Here is a 23,557-nt window from a genome sequence, read left to right as displayed (position 1 = left end):
TCACCGCTCCCCGACCAGCGCCGCGTACGCGCCACCGCGTGCCACCAGCTCCCCGTGCCGCCCGCGCTCCACGACCGTGCCGTGCTCCAGGACGACGATCTCGTCGCTGTCCCGCACGGTGCTGAGCCGGTGCGCGATCACCACGCAGGCACAGCCGCGCCGGCGCAGGTTGTCCATCACCACCTGCTCGGTCTCCGCGTCCAGGGCGCTGGTCACCTCGTCCAGGACCAGGATGCTGGGCCGGCGCACCAGGGCCCGCGCGATCTCCAGGCGCTGGCGCTGTCCGCCGGAGAAGTTGCGGCCGTCCTGCTCGACCGGGCTGTGGATGCCGCCCGGCCTGCGCATCACGACGTCGTACAGCGCGGCGTCCCCCAGCGCGTCCACCACGGCGTCGTCGGGAATCGACGGGTCCCACAGCGCCACGTTGTCGCGCACGGAGCCCTCGAAGAGGAACACGTCCTGGTCGACGAAGGAGACGGAGGACGCCAGCGCCCCGCGCGGGATGTCGTCCAGCCGCTGCCCGTCGATGCGGATCACACCGTCCCAGGGGGCGTACAGACCCGAGATCAGCCGGGACACCGTGGACTTGCCGCTGCCCGAGCCGCCGACCAGGGCCACCTGCTGCCCCGGCCCGACGGTCAGGTCGAAGCCGGTGAGCAGCGGCTTGTCCAGCGGGTTGTAGCCGAAGGAGATGTTCTGCAGCTCGACGTGGCCGTGCAGCCGACGGGTCGAGTCGGTGCCGCTCGGGCGGTCGTAGAGCGGGTCCGCCCGGAAGTTCTCCACGTCCTTCAGTCGCGCCACGTCGGCCGCGAAGTCCTGGATGCGTCCCGCGACCCCGTTCAGCCGGGTCAGCGGGGCCGTGAAGCGGACCACCAGCGCCTGGAAGGCGACCAGCAGACCCACCGAGATGTGCCCCTCCACCGCGCGCATACCGCCGATCCACAGGATCAGCCCGCTGTTCAGCGTCGCGAGCGTCGGCGCGACCACGCCCAGCCAGGCGCTCGGCACCCCCAGCCGCTGCTGCTCCTCCAGCGTGGTGGCGTGCTGCCCCGCCCACTTGCGGAAGTAGCCGTCCTCACCGCCGGTGGCCTTCATCGTCTCGATGAGCTGGAGACCGGTGAACGCGGTGTTGGTCAGCCGCGCCGTGTCCGCCCGCAGCTTCGCCGTACGGGTCGCGCGCAGCCGGATGACGACCCGCATCGCGAGGATGTTGAGCAGCGCCACGCCGACGCCGACGAAGGTGAGCTGCGGGTCGTACGTGTACAGCAGCACGGCGTACAGGACGACGACGATCGCGTCCACGCCCGCGGCGGAGAGGTCGCGGGCCAGCGTTTCGGCGACGGCGTCGTTGGACTGCAGCCGCTGCACCAGGTCGGCGGGGCTGCGCTGGGAGAAGAAGGTCACCGGCAGCCGCAGCAGGTGCCGCAGGAAACGGGCGCTGGAGAGGGTGGAGGAGATGATGCGGCCGTGCAGGAGGTTGGCCTGCTGGAGCCAGGTCAGCACCACCGTGAGCAGCACACAGGCCCCCATCGACGCGAACAGCACGCCGAGCAGCGAGGTCTGTCCCCCGATCAGGAACGTGTCGATGTAGGTGCGGCTGAGCGCGGGCACCGTCGCGCCGACCGCCACCAGCAGCAGGCTCGCCAGCACGGCGGCGGGCAGCGTCCCGGCGGTGCCGCGCAGCCGGGCCGGCATCGCGCCCAGCACGCCCGGCTTGCGGCCGCCCCGGGTGAAGTCCTCGCCGGGCTCCATGGTCAGCACGACCCCGGTGAAGGACCCGTCGAAGTCCTCCAGGGACACGAAGCGCCGGCCCTTGCCGGGGTCGTTGATGAACACCCCGCGCCGTCCGAACCGGCGCCCGATGCCGTCGTAGACGACGTAGTGGTTGAACTCCCAGAACAGGATGGCCGGTGCCGTCACCTCGGCGAGCGCGGCCAGGTCCATCTGCATGCCCTTGGCGGTGAACCCGTAACCGCGCGCCGCCTTCAGCAGATTGCTGGCGCGCGACCCGTCGCGGGAGACGCCGCAGGCGATGCGCAGCTCCTCCAGCGGGACATGGCGGCCGTAGTGGCCGAGGACCATCGCGAGGGAGGCCGCCCCGCACTCCACGGCCTCCATCTGGAGGACGGTGGGCGTACGGACGGTCCTGGCGCGGCCCTTGGGCACGCTGCGCCTCGGCGGGGCGGCGCGGCGTCTGCCCCGTGTCTCCTGTGCGGTGCTCACGGCAGCAGCCAATCGACGGGACGCTCGTCGGCCAGCCGGATCGAGCCCGAGGCCAGGGTCATGGAGGTCAGTTCGAACGGCGGTCCGTCCGCCGACGACCACGCGTAGCCGCTCTCGGTCGACTTCGAGGTGTCCAGCCGGACCGTCACGGCCACCGGCCTGCCCTCCTTGGTGAACTGCTCGCCGAGCTGGCTGTCCCCGAGGAACGCGGCGATCGTCTGCGCCGACTGGGCCGAGCGGTCCACGGACTTCACCTGCCCGTGCAGGACGCCGTACTGCTGCGTCGGCACCGACTGGACACTCAGGTCGACCGAGGCGTGCGCGGGGATGGCGGCGGCGTTCTCGGCGGGGACGTAGACGGTGGCGTAGAGCGGGTCGTCGGCGTGGGCGACCTTCTCGACCGAGGCGACGTTGGCGCCGGTCTGGATGATCTGCCCGACGGTGGCCGCGAGCGCGCTGACCCGGCCGGCGTCGACGGTGCGGACCACGGTCTCGCCCTCGGCGGTGCGGACCTTCAGTACGGGGGCGTCGGCCGCCAGCCGCTGCCCCGGCCGCGCGAGGACCGCGGTCACCTGGCCCGCAACGGGACTCTGCAGCAGATAACTGCCCTGCCCGTGGGTGAGGATGGCGGGCGCGCCGACCGTGGAGGTCACCGAACCGCCCACCGCCCACATGGACGCGGCGGCCATCGCGACCACGGTCACGGACAGCACCAGCCAGCCCTGCGGGCGGGCGAAACGCACCGGTAGGTCTAGTTCCTCCGGTGACTGGAGTTTTGCGAGGGCCTGTTGGCGGAACTGCACGGCTGACGTATCCCGGGCTTGAGAGAACGGCCGAAAAGTCCCGGAGCCTGGACGGCTCCGGGACTCAGCGGTACAAGGGCGCGATCAGAGACCGGCGACCAGGCCCGTGACGGGGGCCGTGTTCAGGCCGGTGACACCCTCGACGGTGCCGACGGCCGTGTTGACCAGGCCGGAGACCGGGGCAATGCCGTCCACCAGGCCGGTGACGGTGCCGACGGCGTTCAGGTTCAGGCCGCCGGAGACGTTGTCGAGGTCGGCGTCGGAGATCTCGACGGTCTCAACCTGGGGGGTGGAGTTCATGATGGAACTTCCCTTCGTATAGCCATTTCACAAGGGGGGAGCGGCCCCCTCTGGGGACAGATGACGGCCGCGACCACGGGCGCCGGGCGCCCGTTTCCGGAGCCGTCCGCGGCCCCCGCGGTGCGATGGATCAAAGCACGCGGCCGGTCCGGGCTTCCAATCAAACATCCCTCTCACCAGGGCACTTGCGACGCCCGGGCGCCCAACGGTGCAGGAGCGCGCACGCCGTCGCGGCGACTTCTTCACACGGTGCGCGACATCGGCTTGTGCGACCCCTTGCACCTACGCAGGCGATTGGGGCACTCCCGCCCCAAAGGCGTACAGGGGGCCGCGGGGTTGTGCAGATCCCCCAACGGGGGTGACCGGGTTGGGCATTCGATGTGCAGATTTGCTGAAGCAGTGATTCCGCTCTGTGATCGCGACCGTACGTCGCCGGTCGGTCGCGGAGGGTGTCGATCCGGCGCGATCCGACGACCCGTCTGAACACCCGGCCCGGCCGGTGCGTACCAACAGCCATCCAGGCGCCCCCAACAGATGCCGGACCGGCGGGCACGCACCCCGGTCCCAGGAGGTCGAGTAGGTTGAGTCACAAGCGAATCCCGAAGCGCAAGGCCGCGATGGCGGCAGGCGGTGTGGTGGCGCTCGGCGCGGCCGCCATCCTGCTGCCGAACGCCAACGCCTCGCAGGACGGCGGATCCCCGGACGACGCCGCGGCGGCGCCGAGGACCCTCAAGGCGGCGGACGCGTCGGACCTCGCCTCGCGGCTCGCCGGGATGCTCGGCGACGCCTTCGCCGGCTCGTACTACGACTCCGGCGCGCAGCAGCTCGTCGTCAACGTCGTCCCCGGTGACAACAACCAGGTCGTCGTGCAGGCCAAGAAGGCGGGCGCGGAGGTCCGCGAGGTCGACAACAGCATGGGCGAGCTGAGGAGCGGCGCGCGGACCCTGAAGTCCGAGGCGACCATCCCGGGCACCTCGTGGGCGATCGACCCGCGCACCAACAAGATCCTGGTGACCGCCGACAGCACCGTCACCGGTGACAAGTGGGAGCAGTTGGAGTCCACCGTCGACGGCCTCGGCTCCGGCATGGCGACCGTCGACAAGTCCGCCGGCACCTTCAAGACCTTCGTGTCGGGCGGCGACGCCATCTTCGGCGGCGGCGCGCGCTGCTCACTCGGCTTCAACGTCACCGCGGGCGACGGCTCGCCCGCCTTCCTGACGGCCGGTCACTGCGGGGTCGCGGCCGACCAGTGGTCCGACGCGCAGGGCGGGCAGCCGATCGGCACCGTCGACCAGGCGGTCTTCCCCGGCGAGGGTGACTTCGCACTCGTGAAGTACGACGATCCGGCGACCGAGGCCCCGAGCGAGGTCAACCTCGGTGACCAGGTCCTCCAGATCGGCCAGGCCGGCGAGGCGACGGTCGGGCAGCAGGTCTTCCGGATGGGCAGTACGACCGGACTGGCCGACGGTCAGGTTCTCGGCCTGGACGCCACGGTCAACTACCCCGAGGGCACGGTCACGGGCCTCATACAGACCGACGTCTGCGCCGAGCCGGGCGACAGCGGCGGCTCCCTGTTCACGCAGGACGGCCTCGCCATCGGCCTGACCTCCGGCGGCAGCGGCGACTGCACCGTCGGCGGCGAGACCTTCTTCCAGCCGGTCACCACCGCCCTGGAGGCGGTCGGCGCCACCCTCGGCGGCGACGCGGCCGGCGGAGCGGGCGACCAGTCGGGCGGCGACGAGGCCGGGGGTGGCGACGCCATCGGCGGTGGCGACGAGGCAGGCGGCGAGCAGGCCGGCGGCGGGGACGCGGGCGCGGGTACCGGTGAGGCGGGTGACGCCGGTGACACGGGTGACGGCTCCGGTGCCGGTGACGCGGGCGACGGCACGGGCGCCGGCAGCGGGGACGGCTCGGGCCTGACGGGCTGATGTGATGGACCGGTAGTAACGCCCCGCACCTCACGCGCGACACCTCAGGCACCGGCCCCCTGGGACCGGCGGCCCCTGGACCGCCGGACGGCCCCGGGCTGCCGGACCCTGGACGGCCCCGGACCGCCGGACCGTCGGGCTGCCGGATGACGCCGGGCGCCGGACGGCCGGAGTGCCGGACGACGCCGGGCCCCGGACCGCCGGGCCCCGGACCGCCGGGCCCCGGACCGCCGGACGCCGGACGCCGGACGCCGGACGCTGGACGGCCCCGGACTCCGGACTGCCGGATGACGCCGGGCGCCGGACTGCCGGACTGTCGGACGGCCCCGGACCCTGGACCGCCGGACGGCCTCGGGCTGCCGGACGCCGGACGCTGGACGGCCCCGGACCGCCGGGCTGCCGGACGACGCCGGGCGCCGGACTGTCGGACGGCCTCGGACCCTGGACTGCCGGACGGCCCCGGGCCGCCGGACCGCCGGTCTGCCGGACGACGCCGGACGCCGGACCGCCAGCCCCTGGACCGCCGATCGGCCCCGTCGGGGCCGGACCGGCGGTCCGGTGCGTGGTGGCTGGGGTGCGTGGTGTCCGGGTGGGTGGAGTGGGTGGGGTCGGCACCCCCGCGCGGGTCTCCGTAGACCCGCGCGGGGGTGCCTCCGGGAGCCCCCGTGGGTCCCTGATCGCCGGTACCCGGTCCGTAGGGGCTGCGCGGGTGTCCCATAAGCGCTGTAATGGCGACGTGGTCAGACAGGGCGCTGCGGAACGCGGACCGAGGACGCTGCGTGCCGAGGGCGCCCTGAAGGCGATCGCGGCCGGCCCGGAGCCCGAGGAGCGGCCGCGCCGGATCCTCGAACAGGCGCTGGTCTTCGCGGGCGCCTCCTTCGCCGCCCTGTACTCGCCCGGCGACGACCGCGAGCTGCTCTGCCTGGCCGAGTCGGCCGGCGCGCCGCGCACCCTGTACGGCGTACGCGACAGCTACCCCGCGGCGGGCGGCTCCCCGGTCGCCGACGCCCACCGCGCCGGCGAGGCGGTGTGGGTCGGGCCCGAGGAGTTCGCCGGATCGGCCGAGTCGCGGCACGTGCCGTCGAGCGGCTTCTCGCTCGCCACGCTGCCCGTGCGCGGGGACGGCGGCGGCTGCCTCCTCGCCCTGACCGAGCGCCCGGAGGGGTTCGACGCCGAGGACCGCCGGTGCCTGGAACTGATCGCCGAGGCCATGACCTGCCCCACCCCGGCCGAGGCCGAGGCCGCGGCCGAGGAGTTGCGGCCGGGCGCTTTCACCCTGGCCATGGACACCGGCCGGGTGGAGGTGGGCGACGACATCCTGCGCCTGTTCGGCCTCGCCCCCGACGAGTTCGACGGCAAGGTCGAGACGCTGCTGGGCCTCGCCGTACCGGAGGACCTGCCGTCGCTGATGTCGGTGACCGAGTCCGACCACATGTCGATCGGCGACCGCGAGCTGGAGTTCCGGGTGGAGCAGCCCACCGGCCCGCCGAAGTGGCTGCGGCTGAGCGGGCGCCTGCTGCCCGGCGGCGACGGCCGGCCGACGCGTCTGGTCGGCACCGTCGTCGACGCCTCCACCCTGCGTCCGGAGGTCACCGACGTGGCCCGCGTCCAGCGGCTCGCCGCCGCGCTGGCCACCGCCGGCACCGTACGGGACGTCAGCCAGGCCGTGGTCGCCGCCCTGCGCAGGCCGCTGCGCGCCGACCGGATCGCGCTCGCCGAGCTGGAGAACGACCGGCTCGTCGTCACCGTCCTCGACCCGCCCGAACCGGAGTCCTGGCCCGAGCTGTGGCGCCTTGAGTGGCGCACCGAGTGGCCGGACGCACCGGTACGGGCCATGCCCACCCTCGCCGCCGCCCTGCGCGAGGGACGCGCCCGGATCTGGCCCGCCGGCACCGGCGACCTCGAACCGGCCCTCGCCGACGTCGGCCCCGGCGGCCTGGCCGTGCTCCCGCTGCCCGCCGGCGGTCGCATGGCCGGCGCCTGCCTCATCGGCTGGGACACCCCGCACGACTTCGGACCCGACGAACGCGCCCTGCTCACCGCCTCCGCGGGCCTCGCCGGGCAGGCCCTGATGCGCGCCCACGCCTTCGACGCCGAGCACGAACTCGTCGGCATGCTCCAGCGCCAGCTACTGCCGCGCCGGCTGCCGAAACTGCCCGGCGCGGTCGCCGTCGCCCGCTATCTGCCCAGCACGGCCGGCCTTGAGCTGGGCGGCGACTGGTACGACGTGATCCCGCTGCCCGACCACCACGTCGCCCTCGTCATCGGCGACGTCCAGGGCCACAGCGCCGGCGCCGCCACCCTGATGGGCCAGATGCGCACGGCCCTGCGCGCCTACGCCGTCGAGGGCCACCCGCCCGACGTCGTGGTCTCCCACGCCAACCGCCTGCTGACAGGCATGGAGACCGACCTCTTCGCCACCTGCGTCTACGTCGAGCTCGACATGGAGGAGGGCTCCGCCTGGTGCGTGCGGGCCGGACACCTTCCTCCCGTGCTGCGCCACCCCGACGGCAGTACGGAGATCGCGGAGGTGGAGGGCGGCCCGCCGCTCGGCGTGGTGACGCAGGCGGACTTCCCGATGAGCCCGCTGCGGCTGCGGCCCGGCACGCTGATCGCCCTCACCACCGACGGCCTGGTGGAGACGCCCGACGCCGACATCGACGAGGGCATGGACCGGTTCGCACACGCCCTGGCCGTCTCCGACCCCGCCCACCTCGGGCTCGTCGCCGACGCCCTGCTCGGCAACGCCCGCCGCAACGACGACGTCGCCCTGCTGCTGGTGCGCTACGACGGCATGGCCCTGCGCCCGCTGCGGGAGAGCTGGTCGGTGTGGCGGCTGCCCGAGGCCGTGCGACACGCCCGCCGCTTCACCCGGCGCACCCTGCGCTCCTGGGGCGTGCCGGACGACGACATCGACGGCGTCCTGCTGATCGTCTCCGAACTGGTCACCAACGCCCTGGTGCACACCGACGGCAAGGTACGCCTCGACCTCACCCTGATCAGCGGCAAGCTGCGCGTCGCGGTCGCCGACGCCTCGCCCCGTACGCCCGTCAAGCCGACCAGTATCGGCTGGGAGGCCACCGGCGGACGCGGCATCCTCCTCGTCGAGGCGATGTCCGCGACCTGGGGGACGCTGCCGGTCAGCGGAGGCAAGCAGGTCTGGAGCGAGATCCCGGTGGACGGCGGCCGGTGAGCGTCCCCGCCCGCCGGGGTGGAAGACGGCCGCGTAGTCGTCCAGGCGGACGTCGGTGAGGCTCAGCGGGTGCCGCAGCGCGGTGAAGCCGTCCAGGGCCGCGGCGACGCCCGGTCCACGGGCGGGACGACCCCGCCGGGAGTGGCCACACCAGGACCCCGCACAGGAAAGGGCAGGGCGTTTCACGGCGGCCCGACCGGGGACCCGGAGGGGCGACCGCACCGGACGCGGAAAAGCGGAAGAGCAGAAGGAAGATGATGCCACGTGACCACGGACACCACCGGGAAGCCCGTTGTCCGTCGGCTGGAGACAGGATGGTCGAAGGCCCGCCGCCTGCGGAGCAGGGGCCTGATGCGCACCTGCGTACCCGCCGTCGAGGACGGCAGCGCCGCCCGCGCATCGCAACCGGGCCAGGAGTCGAACATCGTCCGGGGCGAGGACTGACCTGAGGGGACCTGGGGGGCGCCGGTCACGGACGACGAAGGGCACGCCGGTAGCGTCACGGGCGTCACAGGCGTCCCGCTTCTCCGTCCCCGACCGCAGCAAGGCACTGAACCGTTCATGAACATCCTGGTCACCGGCGCCGCCGGATTCATAGGCTCCCGGTACGTCAACACGCTCCTGGCCTCCGACGTGCCCGGGGCACCGCGGATCACGGTGCTGGACGCCCTCACCTACGCCGGAACCACCGCCAACCTCGAACTCGGCCATCCCCGGCTGGATTTCGTGCACGGCGACATCCGCGACGCCCCGCTCGTCGACAAGCTGACGGCCGGGGCCGACCAAGTGGTGCACTTCGCCGCCGAGTCCCACGTGGACCGCTCGATCCACGCCGCGTCCGACTTCGTCCTCACCAACGTCGTCGGTACCCAGAACCTGCTGGACGCCGCCCTGCGGCACGGCGTGGAGCCCTTCGTGCACGTCTCCACCGACGAGGTCTACGGCTCCGTCGAGTCCGGCTCGGCGACCGAGGAGCATCCGCTGCGCCCCAGTTCCCCGTACTCCGCCTCGAAGGCGTCGGGCGACCTGCTGGCCCTCGCGTACCACCGCACCCACGGCCTGGACGTACGGGTGACCCGGTGCTCCAACAACTACGGCCCGCGCCAGTTCCCCGAGAAGCTCGTGCCGCTTTTCGTCACCCACCTCCTGGACGGCCGCCGGGTCCCGCTGTACGGGGACGGGCGCCATGTCCGCGACTGGCTGCACGTCGACGACCACTGCCGGGGCGTCGACCTCGTGCGGACCGGCGGCCGGGCCGGTGAGGTCTACAACCTCGGCGGCGGCACCGAGTTGAGCAACCGCGACCTGACCGGCCTGCTCCTGGACGCCTGCGGCGCCGACTGGGACCGGGTCGTGCACGTCGAGGACCGCAAGGGCCACGACCTGCGCTACTCGGTCGACTGGAGCAAGGCCCGCGAGGAGCTGGGCTACCGACCCCGCCGTGACTTCACGGCAGGGCTGGCCGAGACGGTCGCCTGGTACCGGGACAACCGGGCCTGGTGGGAGCCGCTCAAGCCGTGACCGCCGTGACCGCCGTGACCGCCGTGGGAGGGATCCGGCCCGTCAGCAGTGCGTCTTGGCCAGCAGCTCAAGGATCTCCTGCGTCGTGCCCGTCTCGCCGAGACGCGGGAAGATCCGCTCGACGCTGCCGTGGTGCGCCTCGGCGCTCATGTCGCTCATGGCGTCGGTGGCGAGCGTGACGTGGTAGCCGTGCTCGTGGGCGGCGCGGGCCGTGGACTCCACGCCGATGCTGGTGGCTATGCCGCACAGCGCGATCTGGGTGACGCCGCGGCGGCGCAGTTGGACGTCCAGGCCGGTGCCGTGGAAGGCGCCCCAGTTGCGCTTGGTGACGGTGATGTCGCCGGGGTGGCCGGTCAGCTCGTCGACGACGACGTCCCAGCCCTCGGGCAGGGACCGGCCGGCCCCGCCGGCCTCCGTACGCCCCGGCACGGCGTCCGCCCCGTCGGCGGCGAAGGAGACCCGGACCAGCACCACGGGCAGGTCGCGGGCCCGGAAGGCATCGGCCAGTTCGGCGCTGCGGGCGACCACCTCGGCGCCGCTGTACGGCTGGGTGGGCGCGCCGACGATACCGGCCTGGAGGTCGATCACGACGAGGGCGGTGCGGGGGTCGAGGGCGGTGACTGCCATGAGGTGGTGCCTTTCAAAGGGTTGGGGAATCGCCGGTGTCCGGCCCGGTCAGCCGGTCCAGCAGGGCGAGCGCTTCGAGGACCGTGTCCCGCTCCTTGTCGGTGCACCGGTCCTGGAGGGCACGGGCCAGCCACTCCTGGCGGACCTGCCGGTCACCCTCGATCCGTGCCCGGCCCGCCTCGGTGAGGGTGACGAGCCGGCGGCGCCCGTCCCCGGGGTCGGGGCTGCGGCGGATCAGTCCGCGCCGGCCGAGCGCGACCAGGGTGGCCGCCATCGACTGCGGACGGACGCCCTCGGCGGACGCCAGTGCGCCGGCGGTCGCGGCGCCGTGCTTGCCGACCAGGGTGAGGGCCGAGACCTGGGACGGGGTGAGGTCCTCGTCCCGGGCGACCTGCCGGATCCGCCGCCGCAGTCGGCCGAACAGCACGTGCAGCTCACGCGCGGCACGGGCGGCGGAGTCGGAGATGTTTCCGCAGGGGGTGGGACCCGAAGCGTTCGCGTCCATGAGTCCACGGTAATTTCGACAGGTAAGACTGTCCAGTTGAGGCTGAACAGTTTTACCTGCTGATTGCGGAGCGCCGGTGGACCCGGACCGCGCGCCCGGCTGCGGGACGAGAGACGGGCAGCGCCCGTGAGGACGCCGCCCGGTGCGGACCGGGCCGCTCCGTGTCGGAGGAAGCGGCCCGGACGCTTCTTCTGGAGTGCGCTGTCACGGACCTCCTTCCGGGGGAGTAGTGCCAAGGACATGCATGCCTCGTCCGTTGCCGGGCGACTACCCCTGTCGGGCCGGCTCACACATCGGTACGGGGACGGGCAGGTGCCGCTCGATCTCGTTGCCCAGGCCCGCCCCGGGCCGACCGTCCTACTCGTCCCAGACCTGGATGATGGTCTGCTCGGCGATCCTGCCGTCCCGCAGCGCCAGCATCGACTCGGCGAGGACCCGCACACCGTCCGGGTAGGTGCACTCCTCGCTGAACGCGACCTGGTCGCCCTCGACGACGCAGCGCTCCATGCGGTGCGTCATGTCGCGGCTGTAGACGTCGTCGAGCATCTCGGCGATCTCGTCCCGGCCGCGCAGGACCTTGGGGCGGCTTGGCTGGTCGTACCGGTCGACGACGCGGACCTCCGCGTCCCGCGCGTACAGCGACAACAGAGGTGCCGCCGTCTCGCCTTCGATGCCCCGGCGCAGTGCTTCGGTGTCGAAGCCGGGGCCTGCCGTGGTGCTCATGACGACCTCCTCGAAAGGCTGCGGCCCGAAGGGGGAACGGGCCGCCGTGGCCCTCTCCTTCGAGCTTCCTCCGTCCCGTCGCCCACGGCAACGGCGGCCGTGACACTCGTCCTCACGGGTGAGCCGCACCGCCGGCCCGTGTCCGCCCCCGGCCCGCCGGCGTTGCTCAGCACATGATCTCAACACGACGTATCGTCGCCGTTGTCGGGCTCGCCGCCGGTGTCACCGGCCTCGCCGCCCCGATGGCGAGTGCGGCCGGCGGGGGCGCGCTGGGCTCGGAGAAGCTCAGCGTGGCGAACACCCTCGACTCGCTCGCGGTCAGTGACATGCCCGCCGAGGACCGGGCGCGGATGCCGCTCCCGTCGCAGCAGCTAAACCGGCTCAACGACCTCGAACAGCTTCAGCAGGTCACCGGCCTGGTCTCGCCCCTCTTCGGCGCCGTCCCCGCCCTGGGCTGACGTCCGCGTCAGCCGCCGGTCGCCAGGAACTGGGTGGCCGCCAGCTCCGCGTACAGCGGATCGGCGGTCACCAGCTCCCGGTGCGTACCGACCGCGCGGACCCGCCCCGCGTCCATCACCACGATCCGGTCGGCCGTCGTCACCGTGGACAGCCGGTGCGCGACCACCAGCACGGTCGTCGTCCGGGCCACGTCGGCCACCGTGTCGCGCAGCGCCGCCTCGTTCACGGCGTCCAACTGCGACGTGGCTTCGTCGAGCAGCAGCAGGCGCGGCCTGCGCAGCAGCGCTCGGGCGATGGCCACCCGCTGGCGCTCACCCCCGGACAGCTTGGTGCCGCGATGCCCCACCAGCGTGTCCAGGCCGTTCGGCAACCGGCCCACCAGACCGTCGAGACGGGTCGTCTTCAGCACGGCGGCGACGGCGCCCTCGTCCGCCTCCGGGTTGCCCAGCAGCAGGTTGTCCCGCAGGGAGCCGGACAGCACCGGGGCGTCCTGCTCCACATAGCCGATCGCGGCCCGCAGCGAGGCCAGTTCCCAGTCCGCGAGGCTCCGGCCGTCCAGCGTGATCTCCCCGGAACCCGGGTCGTAGAACCGCTCGATGAGGGAGAAGACGGTGGTCTTGCCCGCGCCGGACGGTCCGACGAACGCCGTCATCCCCCGGGCCGGGACCTCGAAGCTCACCCCGTGGTGGATGTACGGCAGATCGTCGGCGTAGCGGAAGCGGACGTCGTGGAAGGCGACGGACGCCGGCTGCGCGCCCGGCGACGGCAGCGGCACCGGCCGGGCCTGCGGCTCCGCGGGCAGGCGCAGCGCGTCCTGGATGCGGCTCAGCGCCGCCCGGCCCGTCTGGTACTGCGTGATCGCGCCGACGACCTGCTGGATCGGCGACATCAGATAGAAGACGAACAGCAGGAACGCGACCAGCGTGCCCACGTCGATCGCCCCCGTCGCCACCCGCGCCCCGCCCACCGCGAGCACCGTGATGAAGGCGATCTGCATCGCGAGACCGGCCGTGTTGCCCGCGGCGGCCGACCACTTCGCGGCGCGCACACTCTGCCGCCACGACTCCTCGGCGGCCTCGTGCAGCGCCCGCTCCTCCCGGGGCTCGGCACCAGACGCCTTCACCGTGCGCAGCGCGCCGAGGATCCGCTCCAGCGCGGCACCCATCACGCCCACCGCGTCCTGCGCCTGCCGGCTCGCGCGGTTGATGCGCGGCACGATCAGACCCAGCACGGTCCCGGCCCCCAGCACCACCGCCAGCGTGACCCCGAGCAGCACCGGGTCGACCACGCCCATCATCACCAGCGTCGCCACCAGCGTGAGCCCGCCGGTGCCGAAGCCGATGAGGGAGTCGGTGGTGACCTCGCGCAGCAGGGTCGTGTCGGAGGTGATCCGCGCCATCAGGTCGCCGGGCTCGGTGCGGTCCACCGCCGTGATCCGCAGCCGCAGCAGATACGACGACAGGGTGCGCCGCGCCCCGAGGACCACCGACTCCGCCGTGCGCCGCAGCACGTACGAACCCAGCGCGCCCAGCGCCGTGTTGGCGACCACGAGCCCCGACATGGCCAGCAGGGCACCGGTGATGGTCCGGTCGTGGGACAGGTCGTCGATCAGCTCCCGCGCCACCAGCGGCAGCAGCAGCCCCGTGGCGCCCGTGACCAGCGAGAGCAGTGCGCCCGCGAACAGGGCCGTGCGGTGCGGCCGTACGTACGACAGGAGCAGCCGCCAGGCGGGCTGAACGGTCTCCGGCTCTGCGGTGGTCACGTTGCTCCTTCGGCACGGCAAGGCAAGGCCGGCATGACACGGCACCGCATGACACGGCACTGCATGACACGGCACTGGATGACACGGCATGGCATGCGGACGAGGCACTCAGGCTACGTGGGCGCCCGGCGGCACGACCCGCCGGTGTGCGGGCGGCCACCGGCACCCCGCGAACCGCCCTGTCACCTGCCCCTTCCCGATCACTTGCGCGTAGGGTCTGGGGGAATGCTGAACGGCCGAGGAAGGGGTCAGGACCATGGCGCAGGAAGTACGCGGCGTGATCGCACCGGGCAAGGACGAGCCGGTGCGGATCGAGACGATCGTCGTGCCCGATCCCGGCCCGGGCGAGGCCGTGGTCAAGATCCAGGCCTGCGGGGTGTGCCACACCGACCTGCACTACAAGCAGGGTGGCATCAGTGACGACTTCCCCTTCCTGCTCGGCCACGAGGCCGCGGGCGTCGTGGAGTCCGTCGGCGCCGGCGTCACCGACGTGGCCCCCGGCGACTTCGTGATCCTCAACTGGCGTGCCGTGTGCGGCAAGTGCCGGGCCTGTCTGCGCGGGCGGCCCTGGTACTGCTTCGACACCCACAACGCCGAGCAGAGGATGACCGTCGCCGCCACCGGCCAGGAGCTCTCCCCGGCCCTCGGCATCGGCGCCTTCGCCGAGAAGACCCTGGTCGCCGCCGGACAGTGCACCAAGGTCGACCCCGCCGTCTCCGCCGAGGTGGCCGGCCTGCTGGGCTGCGGGGTGATGGCCGGCATCGGCGCCGCGATCAACACCGGCAACGTCGGCCGCGGCGACACGGTCGCCGTCATCGGCTGCGGCGGCGTCGGCGACGCGGCGATCGCCGGATCGTACCTGGCGGGCGCCTCGAAGGTCATCGCCGTCGACATCGACGACCGCAAGCTGGAGACCGCCCGCTCCATGGGCGCCACCCACACCGTCAACTCCCGCGAGAACGACCCCGTCGAGGCGATCCGCGAACTCACCGGCGGCTTCGGCGCCGACGTCGTCATCGAGGCCGTCGGCCGCCCCGAGACCTACCGGCAGGCCTTCTACGCCCGCGACCTGGCCGGCACCGTCGTCCTCGTCGGCGTACCCACCCCCGAGATGAAGCTGGAGCTGCCGCTCCTTGACGTCTTCGGGCGCGGCGGCTCCCTCAAGTCGTCCTGGTACGGCGACTGCCTGCCCTCCCGCGACTTCTCGATGCTCATCGACCTCCACCTCCAGGGCCGCCTGGACCTCGGCAAGTTCGTCACCGAGACCATTCAACTGGACCAGGTGGAGCAGGCCTTCGACCGGATGCACGCCGGCGACGTGCTGCGTTCGGTGGTGGTGCTGTGATGGCCGCCCGCGTCGAACGCCTCGTCACCTCCGGACAGTTCAGCCTCGACGGCGGCACCTGGGACGTCGACAACAACGTCTGGATCGTCGGCGACGACCACGAGGTCGTCGTCATCGACGCCGCCCACGACGCCGACGCGATCGCCGAGGCCGTCGGGGACCGGCGGCTGACCGCCATCGTGTGCACCCACGCCCACAACGACCACGTGGGCGCCGCGCCCGCGCTCGCCGAGCGCACCGGCGCCACCATCTGGCTGCACCGCGACGACCTGCCCCTGTGGCGGCAGACCCACCCCGACCGGGACCCCGACGCCTGGCTGACCGACGACCTCGTCATCGAGGCCGCCGGCGCCGACCTGACCGTCCTGCACACCCCGGGCCACGCACCCGGCGCGGTCTGCCTCTACGACCCGGGCCTCGGCACCGTCTTCACCGGCGACACCCTCTTCCAGGGCGGACCCGGCGCCACCGGCCGCTCCTACTCCGACTTCCCGACCATCATCGACTCGATCCGCGACCGGCTGCTGGTCCTGCCGCCCGAGACGGAGGTCCGCACCGGTCACGGCGACTCCACGACCATCGGCGCCGAGGCCCCGCACCTGGAGGAATGGATCAAGCGAGGGCACTGACCGCCTCGGCCGAGCCTGCCGCGTCGGCCGCATTCAGGATCGCGGCGGGACACGCGGTATAGGTGACAGAAGATGTCCGGCTTCCCGGGCACCCTCGAACACGACATCGCTCGTGCGGGACGTGAGCCCGTGCGGACCGTGAGGGAGAGGAACGGAAGCCGGACATGACAGGGTCATCGAAAGGTCCGCTGGCAGGCAGGGTCGCACTGGTCGCCGGAGCGACCCGAGGCGCCGGACGGGGCATCGCCGTCGAACTGGGCGCGGCCGGCGCCACCGTCTACGTCACCGGCCGCAGCACCCGCGCCCGGCGCTCGGAGTACGACCGCCCCGAGACCATCGAGGACACCGCCGACCTGGTCACCGAGGCCGGCGGCCACGGCATCGCCGTACCCGCCGACCACCTCGACCCGGCGCAGGTCGCCACGCTCGTCGACCGCGTCGCCCGCGAACAGGCCCGCCTCGACATCCTGGTCAACGACATCTGGGGCGGCGAGACCCTCTTCGAGTGGGACAGCCCCGTCTGGGAGCACGACCTCGACAACGGGCTCAGGCTCCTGCGGCTCGCGGTCGAGACCCACGCCATCACCAGCCACCACGCCCTGCCGCTGCTGCTGCGCCGCCCCGGCGGACTGGTCGTCGAGGTCACCGACGGCACCGACGACTACAACCGCGCCCACTACCGCAACTCCTTCTTCTACGACCTCGCCAAGGCGTCCGTCCTGCGCATGGCCTTCTCCCTCGGGCACGAGGTGGGGCCGCGCGGCGCCACCGCCCTCGCGCTGACCCCCGGCTGGCTGCGCTCGGAGATCATGCTCGACCACTTCGGCGTACGCGAGGAGAACTGGCGCGACGCCCTCGACCGCGTCCCGCACTTCGCCATCTCCGAGTCGCCCCGCTACGTCGGCCGCGCGGTCACGGCCCTCGCAGCCGACCCGGGCGTGGCCCGCTTCAACGGACAGTCCCTCTCCAGCGGCGGTCTCGCCCAGGAGTACGGCTTCACCGACCTCGACGGCAGCCGCCCGGACGCCTGGCGCTATCTCGTCGAGGTCCAGGACCCGGACAAGCAGGCCGACGTCACCGGTTACCGCTGACCGGTGGCAGCGGCCACCGGGCGCCGTGCCCGGGCGGCAGGGCCAGGTCCTGCCGTACGGCCGTGTAGTAGCCCTCACGTGCGGCGCGCTGCCGTTCCAGCAGGGTCCGCCAGGCCTGCGGATCGTGCGTCCGATCGCGCAGGAAGCGCTCCATCTCCATCGCCGCCACCACCCAGACCCGCGCCTTCTCCACCACCTCCCGGCTGCCCAGCAGGATCAGCGCCTCGCCGGCCGGGTCCCGGGCGAGGGCGGCCTCGGCCTGGGGGCGGGCGGCCTCCTCGGGAGTGAGCGGATGCGGGTGCGGGTCGTTGCCGAGGTGGGCGGCGACCCGGTACGTCAGCGTGACGGAGGTCTTCAGCGTGCGCGCGTAGTCGGCGTACACGGCGAGCCTGCGCTCCTCCCAGCGGGCCGCCGTCTCACGGCGGAACCGGGCCCGGTCGCTGCGGACCACGGCGAGATACGAACCGAGCGCACCGATGACGACACCTATGAGCGCGGGGAGTTGCTGCAGGAACTCGGACATGGCCGCACGGTATCTGCCCCTGTGATCGTCGCGGTACTACCGTCTGGCCCATGACGGACACCAGGCGTTTCACGGATCACGCGGTACTCGTGACGGGCGCGGCCCGTGGCATCGGCGCGGCCATCGCGCGCCGGCTCGCCACGGAGGGGGCGAGGGTGCTGCTGACCGACATCGACCTCGCCGCGGCGCGGCGGACGGCGGCGGAAATGGCAGACCCGGCGGACCCGGCGCAAGGGGGTCTCGCCCGTCGAGGCGTTCGCCTGCGACGTGAGCGACCGGGCGTCCGTCGAGGCGGCCGTCGCCCACGCCGTGGACACCTTCGGCGCCCTCGACGTACTGGTCAACAACGCCTGCGCCTGCGCGCCCGACGCCCCGCTCTTCGAGGACGAACCGGACGACGTCTGGGCCCGCGACCTCGACGTCACTCTCACCGGCGCCTACCGCTGCTGCCGGGCCGCGCTGCCCCACCTGGCGGCCTCGGGACGCGGCGCGATCGTGAGCATCGGCTCGGTCAACGGCGTCCAGGACTTCGGCAACCACGCCTACAGCGCGGCCAAGGCGGGCCTCGCCTCGCTGACCCGCACCCTCGCCGGACACGCCGCCCCGCGCGGTGTCCGGGTCAACCTCGTGACACCGGGCACGGTGCGCACCACCGCCTGGGAGGGCCGGGACGAGGAACTGGCGGCGGTGCGGGCGCTGTACCCGCTGGGGCGGGTCGGCGAGCCCGAGGACATCGCGGCGGCCGTCGCCTTCCTCGCCTCGCGCGACGCCGCCTGGATCACCGGGACCACCCTGGCGGTCGACGGCGGCCTGACCGCGGTCAACACCGGCTTCCGACGGGCGCTGAACGAGTCCGACGGCACGGCCTCGGACGGCGACCAAGCCGCGCCCGTACCTTCCACCGGCACCTGACGCACGCGGGCGCCCGGCTCACGCACCCGCGTCACAGCTCGGGCGCGTCCCCGAAGTCGGGTATCTCCAGCCGCACCCCGCCCTGCCGCGCGGACTCGTGCGCGACGATGCCCGGCAGGGTGTAGCGGGCCGCGACCCACGCGTTCACGGACGGCAGGGTCCGGGAGTTGACCGCCCGCACGAAGTCGTCCGCCAGGAAGTGGTGGCTGCCCTCGTGGCCGTTGTGCATCCGGTCGAACACCCGCGGCAGCCGCGCCCGGTCGTGCACCGGCGCCGAACCCGAGGTGAAGGCCGCCCGCAGCTCGGGCGCGACGTGCTGGAGCGAGGGGTCGTCGGGGGACGTGGTGGGCTTGGGCTCCAGCAGCTCGCTGATGTCCTCCACCCCGGTCTTGTCCTGCCACAGCGCCACCGTGGCGAGCTGCTCCATGCTCGCCTCGGTGCCGAAGAACCGGAAGCGGGACTCCCGGATGTGCGAGGGGTAGCCGACCCGGCGGAACTCGTTCGTACGGAACGACCCGCCGCCCGCCACCTCGAAGAGCGCGGTCGCGTTGGAGACGTCGTTGTCGAACCGGCTGACCGACCGGTCGAAGACCCCGTCCCCGCGCTCGTCCACCACCCCGAGCGCGGAGACGCTGACCGCGTGCGTCCGCCAGGCGCCCAGCACCCCGCCCACCGAGTGCGTCGGGTACAGCAGCGGCGGATAGCTCGCGGTGGCCTTCCACCCCTCCCCGCCGCTGTACTGGTACGCCTCGTAGAAGCCCAGGTCCATGTCATGCACGTAGTCGCCCTCGGCGTAGAACAGCCGGCCGAAGGCGTTCTCGGCGATCTTGTTGCGGGCGTGCACGGTCGCCGGGTTGTACTGGCTGGTCTCACCCATCATGTACGTCAGCCCGGTCGCCTTGACCGCGTCGATGATCTCCGCGATCTCCTGCGTGCTGACCGCCATGGGGACCGCCGAGTACACGTGCTTGCCCGCGCCCAGTGCCTGGAGCACGAGCGGGCCGTGGGTCCAGCGCTGCGTGAAGATCGCGACGGCGTCGACCGCCTCCGACTCCAGCATCGCCTCGTAGCCGGGGAAGGTGCCGGTGAGGCCTTCGGCGGCGGCGAGCCGCTCGGCCCGTTCCGGCAGCAGGTCGGTGACGAATACGTCGCTCACGCCCGGGTGGGCCAGGAACAGCCTGGCGAACTGTCCGGAGAACTGGCCGGCACCGACGATGCCGAGGGAGAACGTCATGAATGGCGTGCCCTTCACTGGTCGTGTCACTGGTCGAGGATGAGATTGATCTGGTCGTTGGTCTCGTCGAGGCCGCCAACCGGCCTGCCGCCGCCCGTGCTTGGTGATCGGGAAGGTGAAGGTCCGGAAGTCCTTCCTGTCCTCCACCGGCCGGGTGAAGGCCGAGACGTCGATGCCCTTCTTCTCGTACGTAGATGTAGTACTGGAGCACGTTGGTGGCGTTGGCCGGTCCGCCCGCGGTGGTCACCGCGACGGTGTCGAACACCTGGAAGGACCCGATCACCATGGCGCCACACGTTGATCAGCGCGATGGTCGGGACCGCCCAGGTCTCGTCGGCGAGGAACGGGACGCGGTCGAGCCCCAGGCCCACCCACTGCGCCGGGGTCAGCAGGTTGAATCGGGTGAAACTCAGGTAGACGCCCCGCAGCGTCGGCCAGCAGGAAGACCACGAAGCCCAGGAACGCCGGTGCGACGAACACCGCGGCGAGACGTCCGTCACCCCGGTTCCCGGCACGGCTGCTGGAGGCGACGGCCATCGGGGGACTCCCCTCGCGTGCGGCGGCTCGGACCTTACTTACTTTTGAGACGGAACAATCATCGCGTCAAGAGGTCGTGCGGACATCGTTCTCGGCCTTGGCTGGGGGTGACGGGAGATAATAAAGTAACTCGTTATTTCCGGTATGGAAGAAAGTGGAGCGCGATGGTGATGCCCACCAGTGCCGAAAGCTGGCCTCCCCTGAGCCCCGGCGAGCGCTCCGTGGCGATCGAGGTGCTCGTGCACGGCCCGCTGTCCCGCAGCGAGATCGCCCGGCGGCTGGGCCTCTCGCCCGGCAGCGTCACCCGGCTGACCAAGCCGCTCATCGAGTCACGGCTGCTGGTCGAGGTCCCGGAGACGGGTGAGCCGGCCGGAGCGCGACAGGGCCGCCCGTCCCAGCCGCTCGACGTGGTCACGGACTCCCGGTACTTCCTCGGCTTCAAGATCACTCAGGACATGGTGTACGGCGTCGTCACCACCCTCAGAAGCGAGATCGTCGCCCGCCACGACCGCCCGCTCACCACCCATGACCCCGCCGAGGTCGCCGAGCTGCTGGCGGGAATGACCGGCGAACTGTCCCGCGGCCGGCCAGGGGTCACCGGGATCGGTATCGGCGTCGGCGGACTCGTCGAGGACCGGGCCGTGGTCGGCGAGTCCCCCTTCCTGGGATGGCGGGGGGTGCCGCTGGCTGCGCTCGTCGAGGAACGCACCGCACTGCCGGTCGTCGTCGAGAACGACACCGCCGCCTTCGTGGAGGCCGAGACCTGGTTCGGGGCGGGGCGCGGCCTGGACCGCTTCGTCGTCCTCACCATCGGCGCCGGCATCGGGTACGGACTCGTGCTCGGCGGCAAGCGCGTGCCGTACGCCGGGGACGAGGACCGCGGCTTCGGGCGTCACTGGATCCTCGACCCCCACGGTCCGCTCACCCCCGACGGCCGGCGCGGCAGCGCCGTCTCCCTGCTGACCATCCCCAACATCCGCTATCAGGTACGGGCCGCCACCGGCCGCGACCGAAGCTACGAGGAGATCCTCGCGTCCGCCGCCGCGGGGGAGCCCATGCCCGCCCGGGTCGTGACGGAGGCCGGGCGCGCGCTGGGCACCCTGGTGGCGCAGATCGCCAACTTCGTGATGCCGCAGAAGATCCTGCTCGCCGGGGAGGGGGTCGGGCTGATGGACGTGGCCGGCGAGGTGGTGGCGGAGGCCGTCCGCGACAACCGTCATCCGCGGGCCGCGCCGGTCGGCCTGGAGACCAGGGTGTCCGACTTCCACGACTGGGCGCGCGGCGCCGCCGTGCTCGCGATCCAGGTGCTGGTGCTGGGAGCCGGGCAGACGTGAAGAGGCGGGACGTGAAGAGGCGGGACGTGTGCGGCGGGACACACGTACGGCGAACGAACTCGCCGGTAGGTCTTGACAGATGGGAAGATCGACGTGATCAGTAACACGGTCCGGTATGTCCGTTTGGCTCGCGATTACTCACATCGTCTTCACGCCGGGCGCCGTATGCTTCACAGCATGTCCACCACTGTTGAACCCTCCTCCGAGCGATCGGCTGCCGAGGTCAACGAGGAGATCCGGGCCCTGTGGCTCCGGTCGGGCGGGACACTGAGCGTCGAGCAGCGCGCGGAGTACCAGCGGCTCGTCACGGAGTGGGCCAAGGCGGCCCCCGAGTCCATGAAGGCGGCCTGACCGGCGCCCGAGGCTCCCCGGCGCATCGGTCCCGGCCCCTCGGAGCCCGGGCCCCCTCGAAGCCCCGGCTCATCCCCACGTCGCCGAGTAGTGCCGCCGATAGGCCTTGCGGTCCTGCTCCGCCCGGATCCACCGGGTGCCCACCAGCGCCACCAGACTGCCCGCGACGACCAGCAGACCCGGGCCGACGTTGCGGCGGTCCGTGAGCCGGGCGAGCAGGGTCGAACCCTGGGCCCCCGTCACGGGTGCCGACACCCCCGGTGCCGCGGCGCCCGGGGCGGCACCACCGGAGGGCGGCGTCGAGGGCGCGCCCCCCTGCGCCGCCCCCTCCCGCCCTGCGTCGTCCTGACCGGAGACGATGAGCCGGACGCCGAGTGACTTCATGGCCTCCGGTAGCGGCTGGAAGAACGTCGTACCGCCCTTCGCGCAGTCGCCGCTGCCACCCGACGTCACGCCCAGCGCGACGCCCTCGGAGAACATCGGCCCACCGCTGTCCCCGGGTTCGGCGCACACGTCGGTCTCGATGAGGCCGGTGACCGTGCCCTCCGGGTAGTTGACCGTGGCGTCCAGGGCCGTCACCCGGCCGTCGCGCAGCCCGCTGGTGCTCCCGCTGCGGAACACCCGCTGTCCGACGGCCGGTTCGCCCGCGCCCGTGATCCGCACCCCCTTGCCGTCGCCGACCGCCACCACGTCGGCGCCGTCGCCCGCCTCGCCGTTCTCGTACTCCACCAGGGAGAAGTCGTCCCCGGGAAAGCTCCCGGCAACCGTCTTGCCGATCTGTCGGTCGCCCCGGCCGTCTCCGAACCAGACGGATCCCGTCGGCCCGCAGTGGCCCGCGGTCAGGATGAAGTCTTTCGTGCCGTCGGTCACGTTGAAGCCCGCCGAGCAGCGTCCCGCCGTGGACAGGATCGGCTCCGCCCCGTTCAGGCGGGTGGTGAACGTGCCCTCGGTGCGCTCCATGCGCACGAAGGCGCCGATGCCCTCGGCCACACCGGTCAGCCTGGACCAGTCGGACCCGGAGACCGTGCGGTCGCCGCGCACCACCACCTCGTTCGACCGGTAGTCGAGCGCCCATGCCGTACCGGGCACGCGGGGCGCCGAACGCAGCGTCGAGGTCGCCGACCGCAGCTCCGACATGCTGTGCCGCACCATCTTCGCGTCGGCGCCGGCCCGCCGCACCGCCTCGGCCGTGCTCTCGTCGGTGACCGCCACGACCGGCCGCCCGTCGTCGCCGATCCAGTGGCCCGCCGTACGGTCGCCGCCCAGCCGGGACACGAGGTCGGCGCCGGAGTCGGATGCGGTCCGCGCGAGCGTGTGCGGCGCCGCGGAGGTGTCGGGCGGTTCGCTCGCCACGGCCCGGGTGACCATCGTCCCCCCGAGCACCAGCCCGCCGACGGCCGCCAGCCGTGCCGCTCGCCGGACCATGCGTCGTCGTGCGTGCCTCATGCGTGCGCTCCCGAACCCGAACACACGGCGTCGCCGCCGCGGGGACCTCCGGACGTCGAGCGCCCTCCTCCCATACGGCGGCCGACCCGGCGGTGTTCACCGGGCGGCGCT

The 23,557-nt window shown here is 72.7% G+C and carries 20 protein-coding genes and 2 pseudogenes; 11 read left to right on the top strand and 11 right to left on the bottom strand.

The window, feature by feature from the left end:
- From KUM40_RS24730 to KUM40_RS24720, 3 genes are all read right to left on the bottom strand, one after another.
- Complete coding sequence (locus KUM40_RS24730) at positions 1–2,223, bottom strand: NHLP family bacteriocin export ABC transporter peptidase/permease/ATPase subunit (protein WP_217168298.1); 2,223 nt, start codon at positions 2,221–2,223, stop codon at positions 1–3.
- Positions 2,220–3,026 carry an HlyD family efflux transporter periplasmic adaptor subunit gene (locus tag KUM40_RS24725; RefSeq protein ID WP_217168297.1) on the bottom strand — a complete coding sequence of 269 codons (807 nt, stop codon included), beginning with the start codon at positions 3,024–3,026 and terminating at the stop codon, positions 2,220–2,222. Before KUM40_RS24725 ends, KUM40_RS24730 begins: the two co-directional genes overlap by 4 nt.
- Before the next feature lie 84 nt (positions 3,027–3,110).
- Positions 3,111–3,326 carry a type A2 lantipeptide gene (locus tag KUM40_RS24720; protein ID WP_217168296.1) on the bottom strand — a complete coding sequence of 72 codons (216 nt, stop codon included), beginning with the start codon at positions 3,324–3,326 and terminating at the stop codon, positions 3,111–3,113.
- A gap of 581 nt (positions 3,327–3,907) precedes the next feature.
- Here KUM40_RS24720 and KUM40_RS24715 point away from each other — a divergent pair.
- The 4 genes from KUM40_RS24715 (at position 3,908) to rfbB (ending at position 9,968) form a co-directional block, all read left to right on the top strand.
- Complete coding sequence (locus KUM40_RS24715) at positions 3,908–5,254, top strand: S1 family peptidase (protein ID WP_217168295.1); 1,347 nt, start codon at positions 3,908–3,910, stop codon at positions 5,252–5,254.
- 709 nt (positions 5,255–5,963) lie between these two features.
- Complete coding sequence (locus KUM40_RS24710) at positions 5,964–8,447, top strand: SpoIIE family protein phosphatase (protein ID WP_217168294.1); 2,484 nt, start codon at positions 5,964–5,966, stop codon at positions 8,445–8,447.
- Positions 8,448–8,711: 264 nt separating this feature from the next.
- Positions 8,712–8,891 (top strand): hypothetical protein, encoded by a 180-nt coding sequence (locus KUM40_RS24705; protein ID WP_217168293.1) that lies wholly within the window; start codon positions 8,712–8,714, stop codon positions 8,889–8,891.
- Between the two features lie 117 nt (positions 8,892–9,008).
- Positions 9,009–9,968, top strand: coding sequence for a dTDP-glucose 4,6-dehydratase (gene rfbB, locus KUM40_RS24700; protein WP_217168292.1), 960 nt, complete (start codon positions 9,009–9,011; stop codon positions 9,966–9,968).
- A 42-nt stretch (positions 9,969–10,010) separates the two neighbouring features.
- Here the strand turns inward: rfbB and KUM40_RS24695 are convergent, their stop codons facing one another.
- The 3 genes from KUM40_RS24695 to KUM40_RS24685 all read right to left on the bottom strand — a co-directional run bounded on the left by KUM40_RS24695 (position 10,011) and on the right by KUM40_RS24685 (position 11,823).
- A complete protein-coding gene (locus KUM40_RS24695) occupies positions 10,011–10,595 on the bottom strand; it encodes a hydrolase (protein ID WP_217168291.1) in 585 nt (194 codons plus the stop codon).
- 13 nt (positions 10,596–10,608) lie between these two features.
- The gene (locus KUM40_RS24690; RefSeq protein WP_217168290.1) at positions 10,609–11,100 is read right to left on the bottom strand and encodes a MarR family winged helix-turn-helix transcriptional regulator; all 492 of its coding nucleotides are present in this window, start codon (positions 11,098–11,100) and stop codon (positions 10,609–10,611) included.
- A gap of 357 nt (positions 11,101–11,457) precedes the next feature.
- On the bottom strand, positions 11,458–11,823 hold the full coding sequence (locus KUM40_RS24685; protein WP_217168289.1) for a nuclear transport factor 2 family protein: 366 nt from the start codon (positions 11,821–11,823) through the stop codon (positions 11,458–11,460).
- Between the two features lie 173 nt (positions 11,824–11,996).
- Between KUM40_RS24685 and KUM40_RS24680 the strand changes: the two genes are divergently transcribed.
- Positions 11,997–12,281, top strand: coding sequence for a hypothetical protein (locus KUM40_RS24680; RefSeq protein ID WP_217168288.1), 285 nt, complete (start codon positions 11,997–11,999; stop codon positions 12,279–12,281).
- An 8-nt stretch (positions 12,282–12,289) separates the two neighbouring features.
- Here the strand turns inward: KUM40_RS24680 and KUM40_RS24675 are convergent, their stop codons facing one another.
- Positions 12,290–14,044, bottom strand: a complete 1,755-nt coding sequence (locus tag KUM40_RS24675; RefSeq protein WP_217168287.1) for an ABC transporter ATP-binding protein — start codon at positions 14,042–14,044, stop codon at positions 12,290–12,292.
- A gap of 256 nt (positions 14,045–14,300) precedes the next feature.
- Here KUM40_RS24675 and KUM40_RS24670 point away from each other — a divergent pair, with 256 nt between their 5' ends.
- The 3 genes from KUM40_RS24670 to KUM40_RS24660 all read left to right on the top strand — a co-directional run bounded on the left by KUM40_RS24670 (position 14,301) and on the right by KUM40_RS24660 (position 17,109).
- On the top strand, positions 14,301–15,389 hold the full coding sequence (locus KUM40_RS24670; RefSeq protein WP_217168286.1) for an S-(hydroxymethyl)mycothiol dehydrogenase: 1,089 nt from the start codon (positions 14,301–14,303) through the stop codon (positions 15,387–15,389).
- Positions 15,389–16,018 (top strand): MBL fold metallo-hydrolase, encoded by a 630-nt coding sequence (locus KUM40_RS24665; protein ID WP_217168285.1) that lies wholly within the window; start codon positions 15,389–15,391, stop codon positions 16,016–16,018. Before KUM40_RS24670 ends, KUM40_RS24665 begins: the two co-directional genes overlap by 1 nt.
- Positions 16,019–16,182: 164 nt before the next feature.
- Positions 16,183–17,109: an SDR family oxidoreductase gene (locus KUM40_RS24660; RefSeq protein WP_217168284.1), complete on the top strand. Its 927-nt coding sequence runs from the start codon at positions 16,183–16,185 to the stop codon at positions 17,107–17,109.
- On the opposite strand, the gene KUM40_RS24655 is transcribed toward KUM40_RS24660, so the two are convergent.
- Complete coding sequence (locus KUM40_RS24655) at positions 17,093–17,632, bottom strand: hypothetical protein (RefSeq protein WP_217168283.1); 540 nt, start codon at positions 17,630–17,632, stop codon at positions 17,093–17,095. The two genes, KUM40_RS24660 and KUM40_RS24655, sit on opposite strands and share 17 nt — an antisense overlap.
- A gap of 50 nt (positions 17,633–17,682) precedes the next feature.
- Here KUM40_RS24655 and KUM40_RS24650 point away from each other — a divergent pair.
- A pseudogene (locus KUM40_RS24650) lies at positions 17,683–18,544 on the top strand (SDR family NAD(P)-dependent oxidoreductase).
- 31 nt (positions 18,545–18,575) lie between these two features.
- On the opposite strand, the gene KUM40_RS24645 reads toward KUM40_RS24650, so the two are convergent.
- Both KUM40_RS24645 and KUM40_RS41635 read right to left on the bottom strand, forming a co-directional pair.
- Positions 18,576–19,778 (bottom strand): Gfo/Idh/MocA family protein, encoded by a 1,203-nt coding sequence (locus tag KUM40_RS24645; RefSeq protein WP_217168282.1) that lies wholly within the window; start codon positions 19,776–19,778, stop codon positions 18,576–18,578.
- Positions 19,779–19,938: 160 nt separating this feature from the next.
- Positions 19,939–20,315 (bottom strand): annotated as a pseudogene (locus tag KUM40_RS41635) (hypothetical protein); the annotation flags it as partial.
- Positions 20,316–20,485: 170 nt separating this feature from the next.
- Here KUM40_RS41635 and KUM40_RS24640 point away from each other — a divergent pair.
- Both KUM40_RS24640 and KUM40_RS24635 read left to right on the top strand, forming a co-directional pair.
- On the top strand, positions 20,486–21,649 hold the full coding sequence (locus KUM40_RS24640) for an ROK family transcriptional regulator (RefSeq protein ID WP_217168281.1): 1,164 nt from the start codon (positions 20,486–20,488) through the stop codon (positions 21,647–21,649).
- 165 nt (positions 21,650–21,814) lie between these two features.
- Positions 21,815–22,000: a hypothetical protein gene (locus KUM40_RS24635; protein WP_217168280.1), complete on the top strand. Its 186-nt coding sequence runs from the start codon at positions 21,815–21,817 to the stop codon at positions 21,998–22,000.
- 69 nt (positions 22,001–22,069) lie between these two features.
- Here the strand turns inward: KUM40_RS24635 and KUM40_RS24630 are convergent, their stop codons facing one another.
- Entirely contained in the window at positions 22,070–23,446 is a 1,377-nt protein-coding gene (locus tag KUM40_RS24630) for a S1 family peptidase (protein ID WP_217168279.1), read from the bottom strand.
- Positions 23,447–23,557 lie beyond the last annotated feature (111 nt).

The organism is Streptomyces sp. AC512_CC834 (assembly GCF_019049325.1).
In the GTDB taxonomy this organism is placed as follows: domain Bacteria; phylum Actinomycetota; class Actinomycetes; order Streptomycetales; family Streptomycetaceae; genus Streptomyces.
Note: the sequence above shows the minus strand (reverse complement) of the source record. Positions and strands in the feature narration are given on the sequence as shown.

Coding starts and splice junctions, on each gene's coding strand:
- KUM40_RS24720 (WP_217168296.1), bottom strand. CDS start 3,326: ATGAACTCCACCCCCCAGGTTGAGACCGTCGAGATCTCCGACGCCGAC.
- rfbB (WP_217168292.1), top strand. CDS start 9,009: ATGAACATCCTGGTCACCGGCGCCGCCGGATTCATAGGCTCCCGGTAC.
- KUM40_RS24695 (WP_217168291.1), bottom strand. CDS start 10,595: ATGGCAGTCACCGCCCTCGACCCCCGCACCGCCCTCGTCGTGATCGAC.
- KUM40_RS24690 (WP_217168290.1), bottom strand. CDS start 11,100: ATGGACGCGAACGCTTCGGGTCCCACCCCCTGCGGAAACATCTCCGAC.
- KUM40_RS24685 (WP_217168289.1), bottom strand. CDS start 11,823: ATGAGCACCACGGCAGGCCCCGGCTTCGACACCGAAGCACTGCGCCGG.
- KUM40_RS24680 (WP_217168288.1), top strand. CDS start 11,997: ATGATCTCAACACGACGTATCGTCGCCGTTGTCGGGCTCGCCGCCGGT.
- KUM40_RS24670 (WP_217168286.1), top strand. CDS start 14,301: ATGGCGCAGGAAGTACGCGGCGTGATCGCACCGGGCAAGGACGAGCCG.
- KUM40_RS24665 (WP_217168285.1), top strand. CDS start 15,389: ATGGCCGCCCGCGTCGAACGCCTCGTCACCTCCGGACAGTTCAGCCTC.
- KUM40_RS24660 (WP_217168284.1), top strand. CDS start 16,183: ATGACAGGGTCATCGAAAGGTCCGCTGGCAGGCAGGGTCGCACTGGTC.
- KUM40_RS24655 (WP_217168283.1), bottom strand. CDS start 17,632: ATGTCCGAGTTCCTGCAGCAACTCCCCGCGCTCATAGGTGTCGTCATC.
- KUM40_RS24645 (WP_217168282.1), bottom strand. CDS start 19,778: ATGACGTTCTCCCTCGGCATCGTCGGTGCCGGCCAGTTCTCCGGACAG.
- KUM40_RS24640 (WP_217168281.1), top strand. CDS start 20,486: ATGCCCACCAGTGCCGAAAGCTGGCCTCCCCTGAGCCCCGGCGAGCGC.
- KUM40_RS24635 (WP_217168280.1), top strand. CDS start 21,815: ATGCTTCACAGCATGTCCACCACTGTTGAACCCTCCTCCGAGCGATCG.
- KUM40_RS24630 (WP_217168279.1), bottom strand. CDS start 23,446: ATGAGGCACGCACGACGACGCATGGTCCGGCGAGCGGCACGGCTGGCG.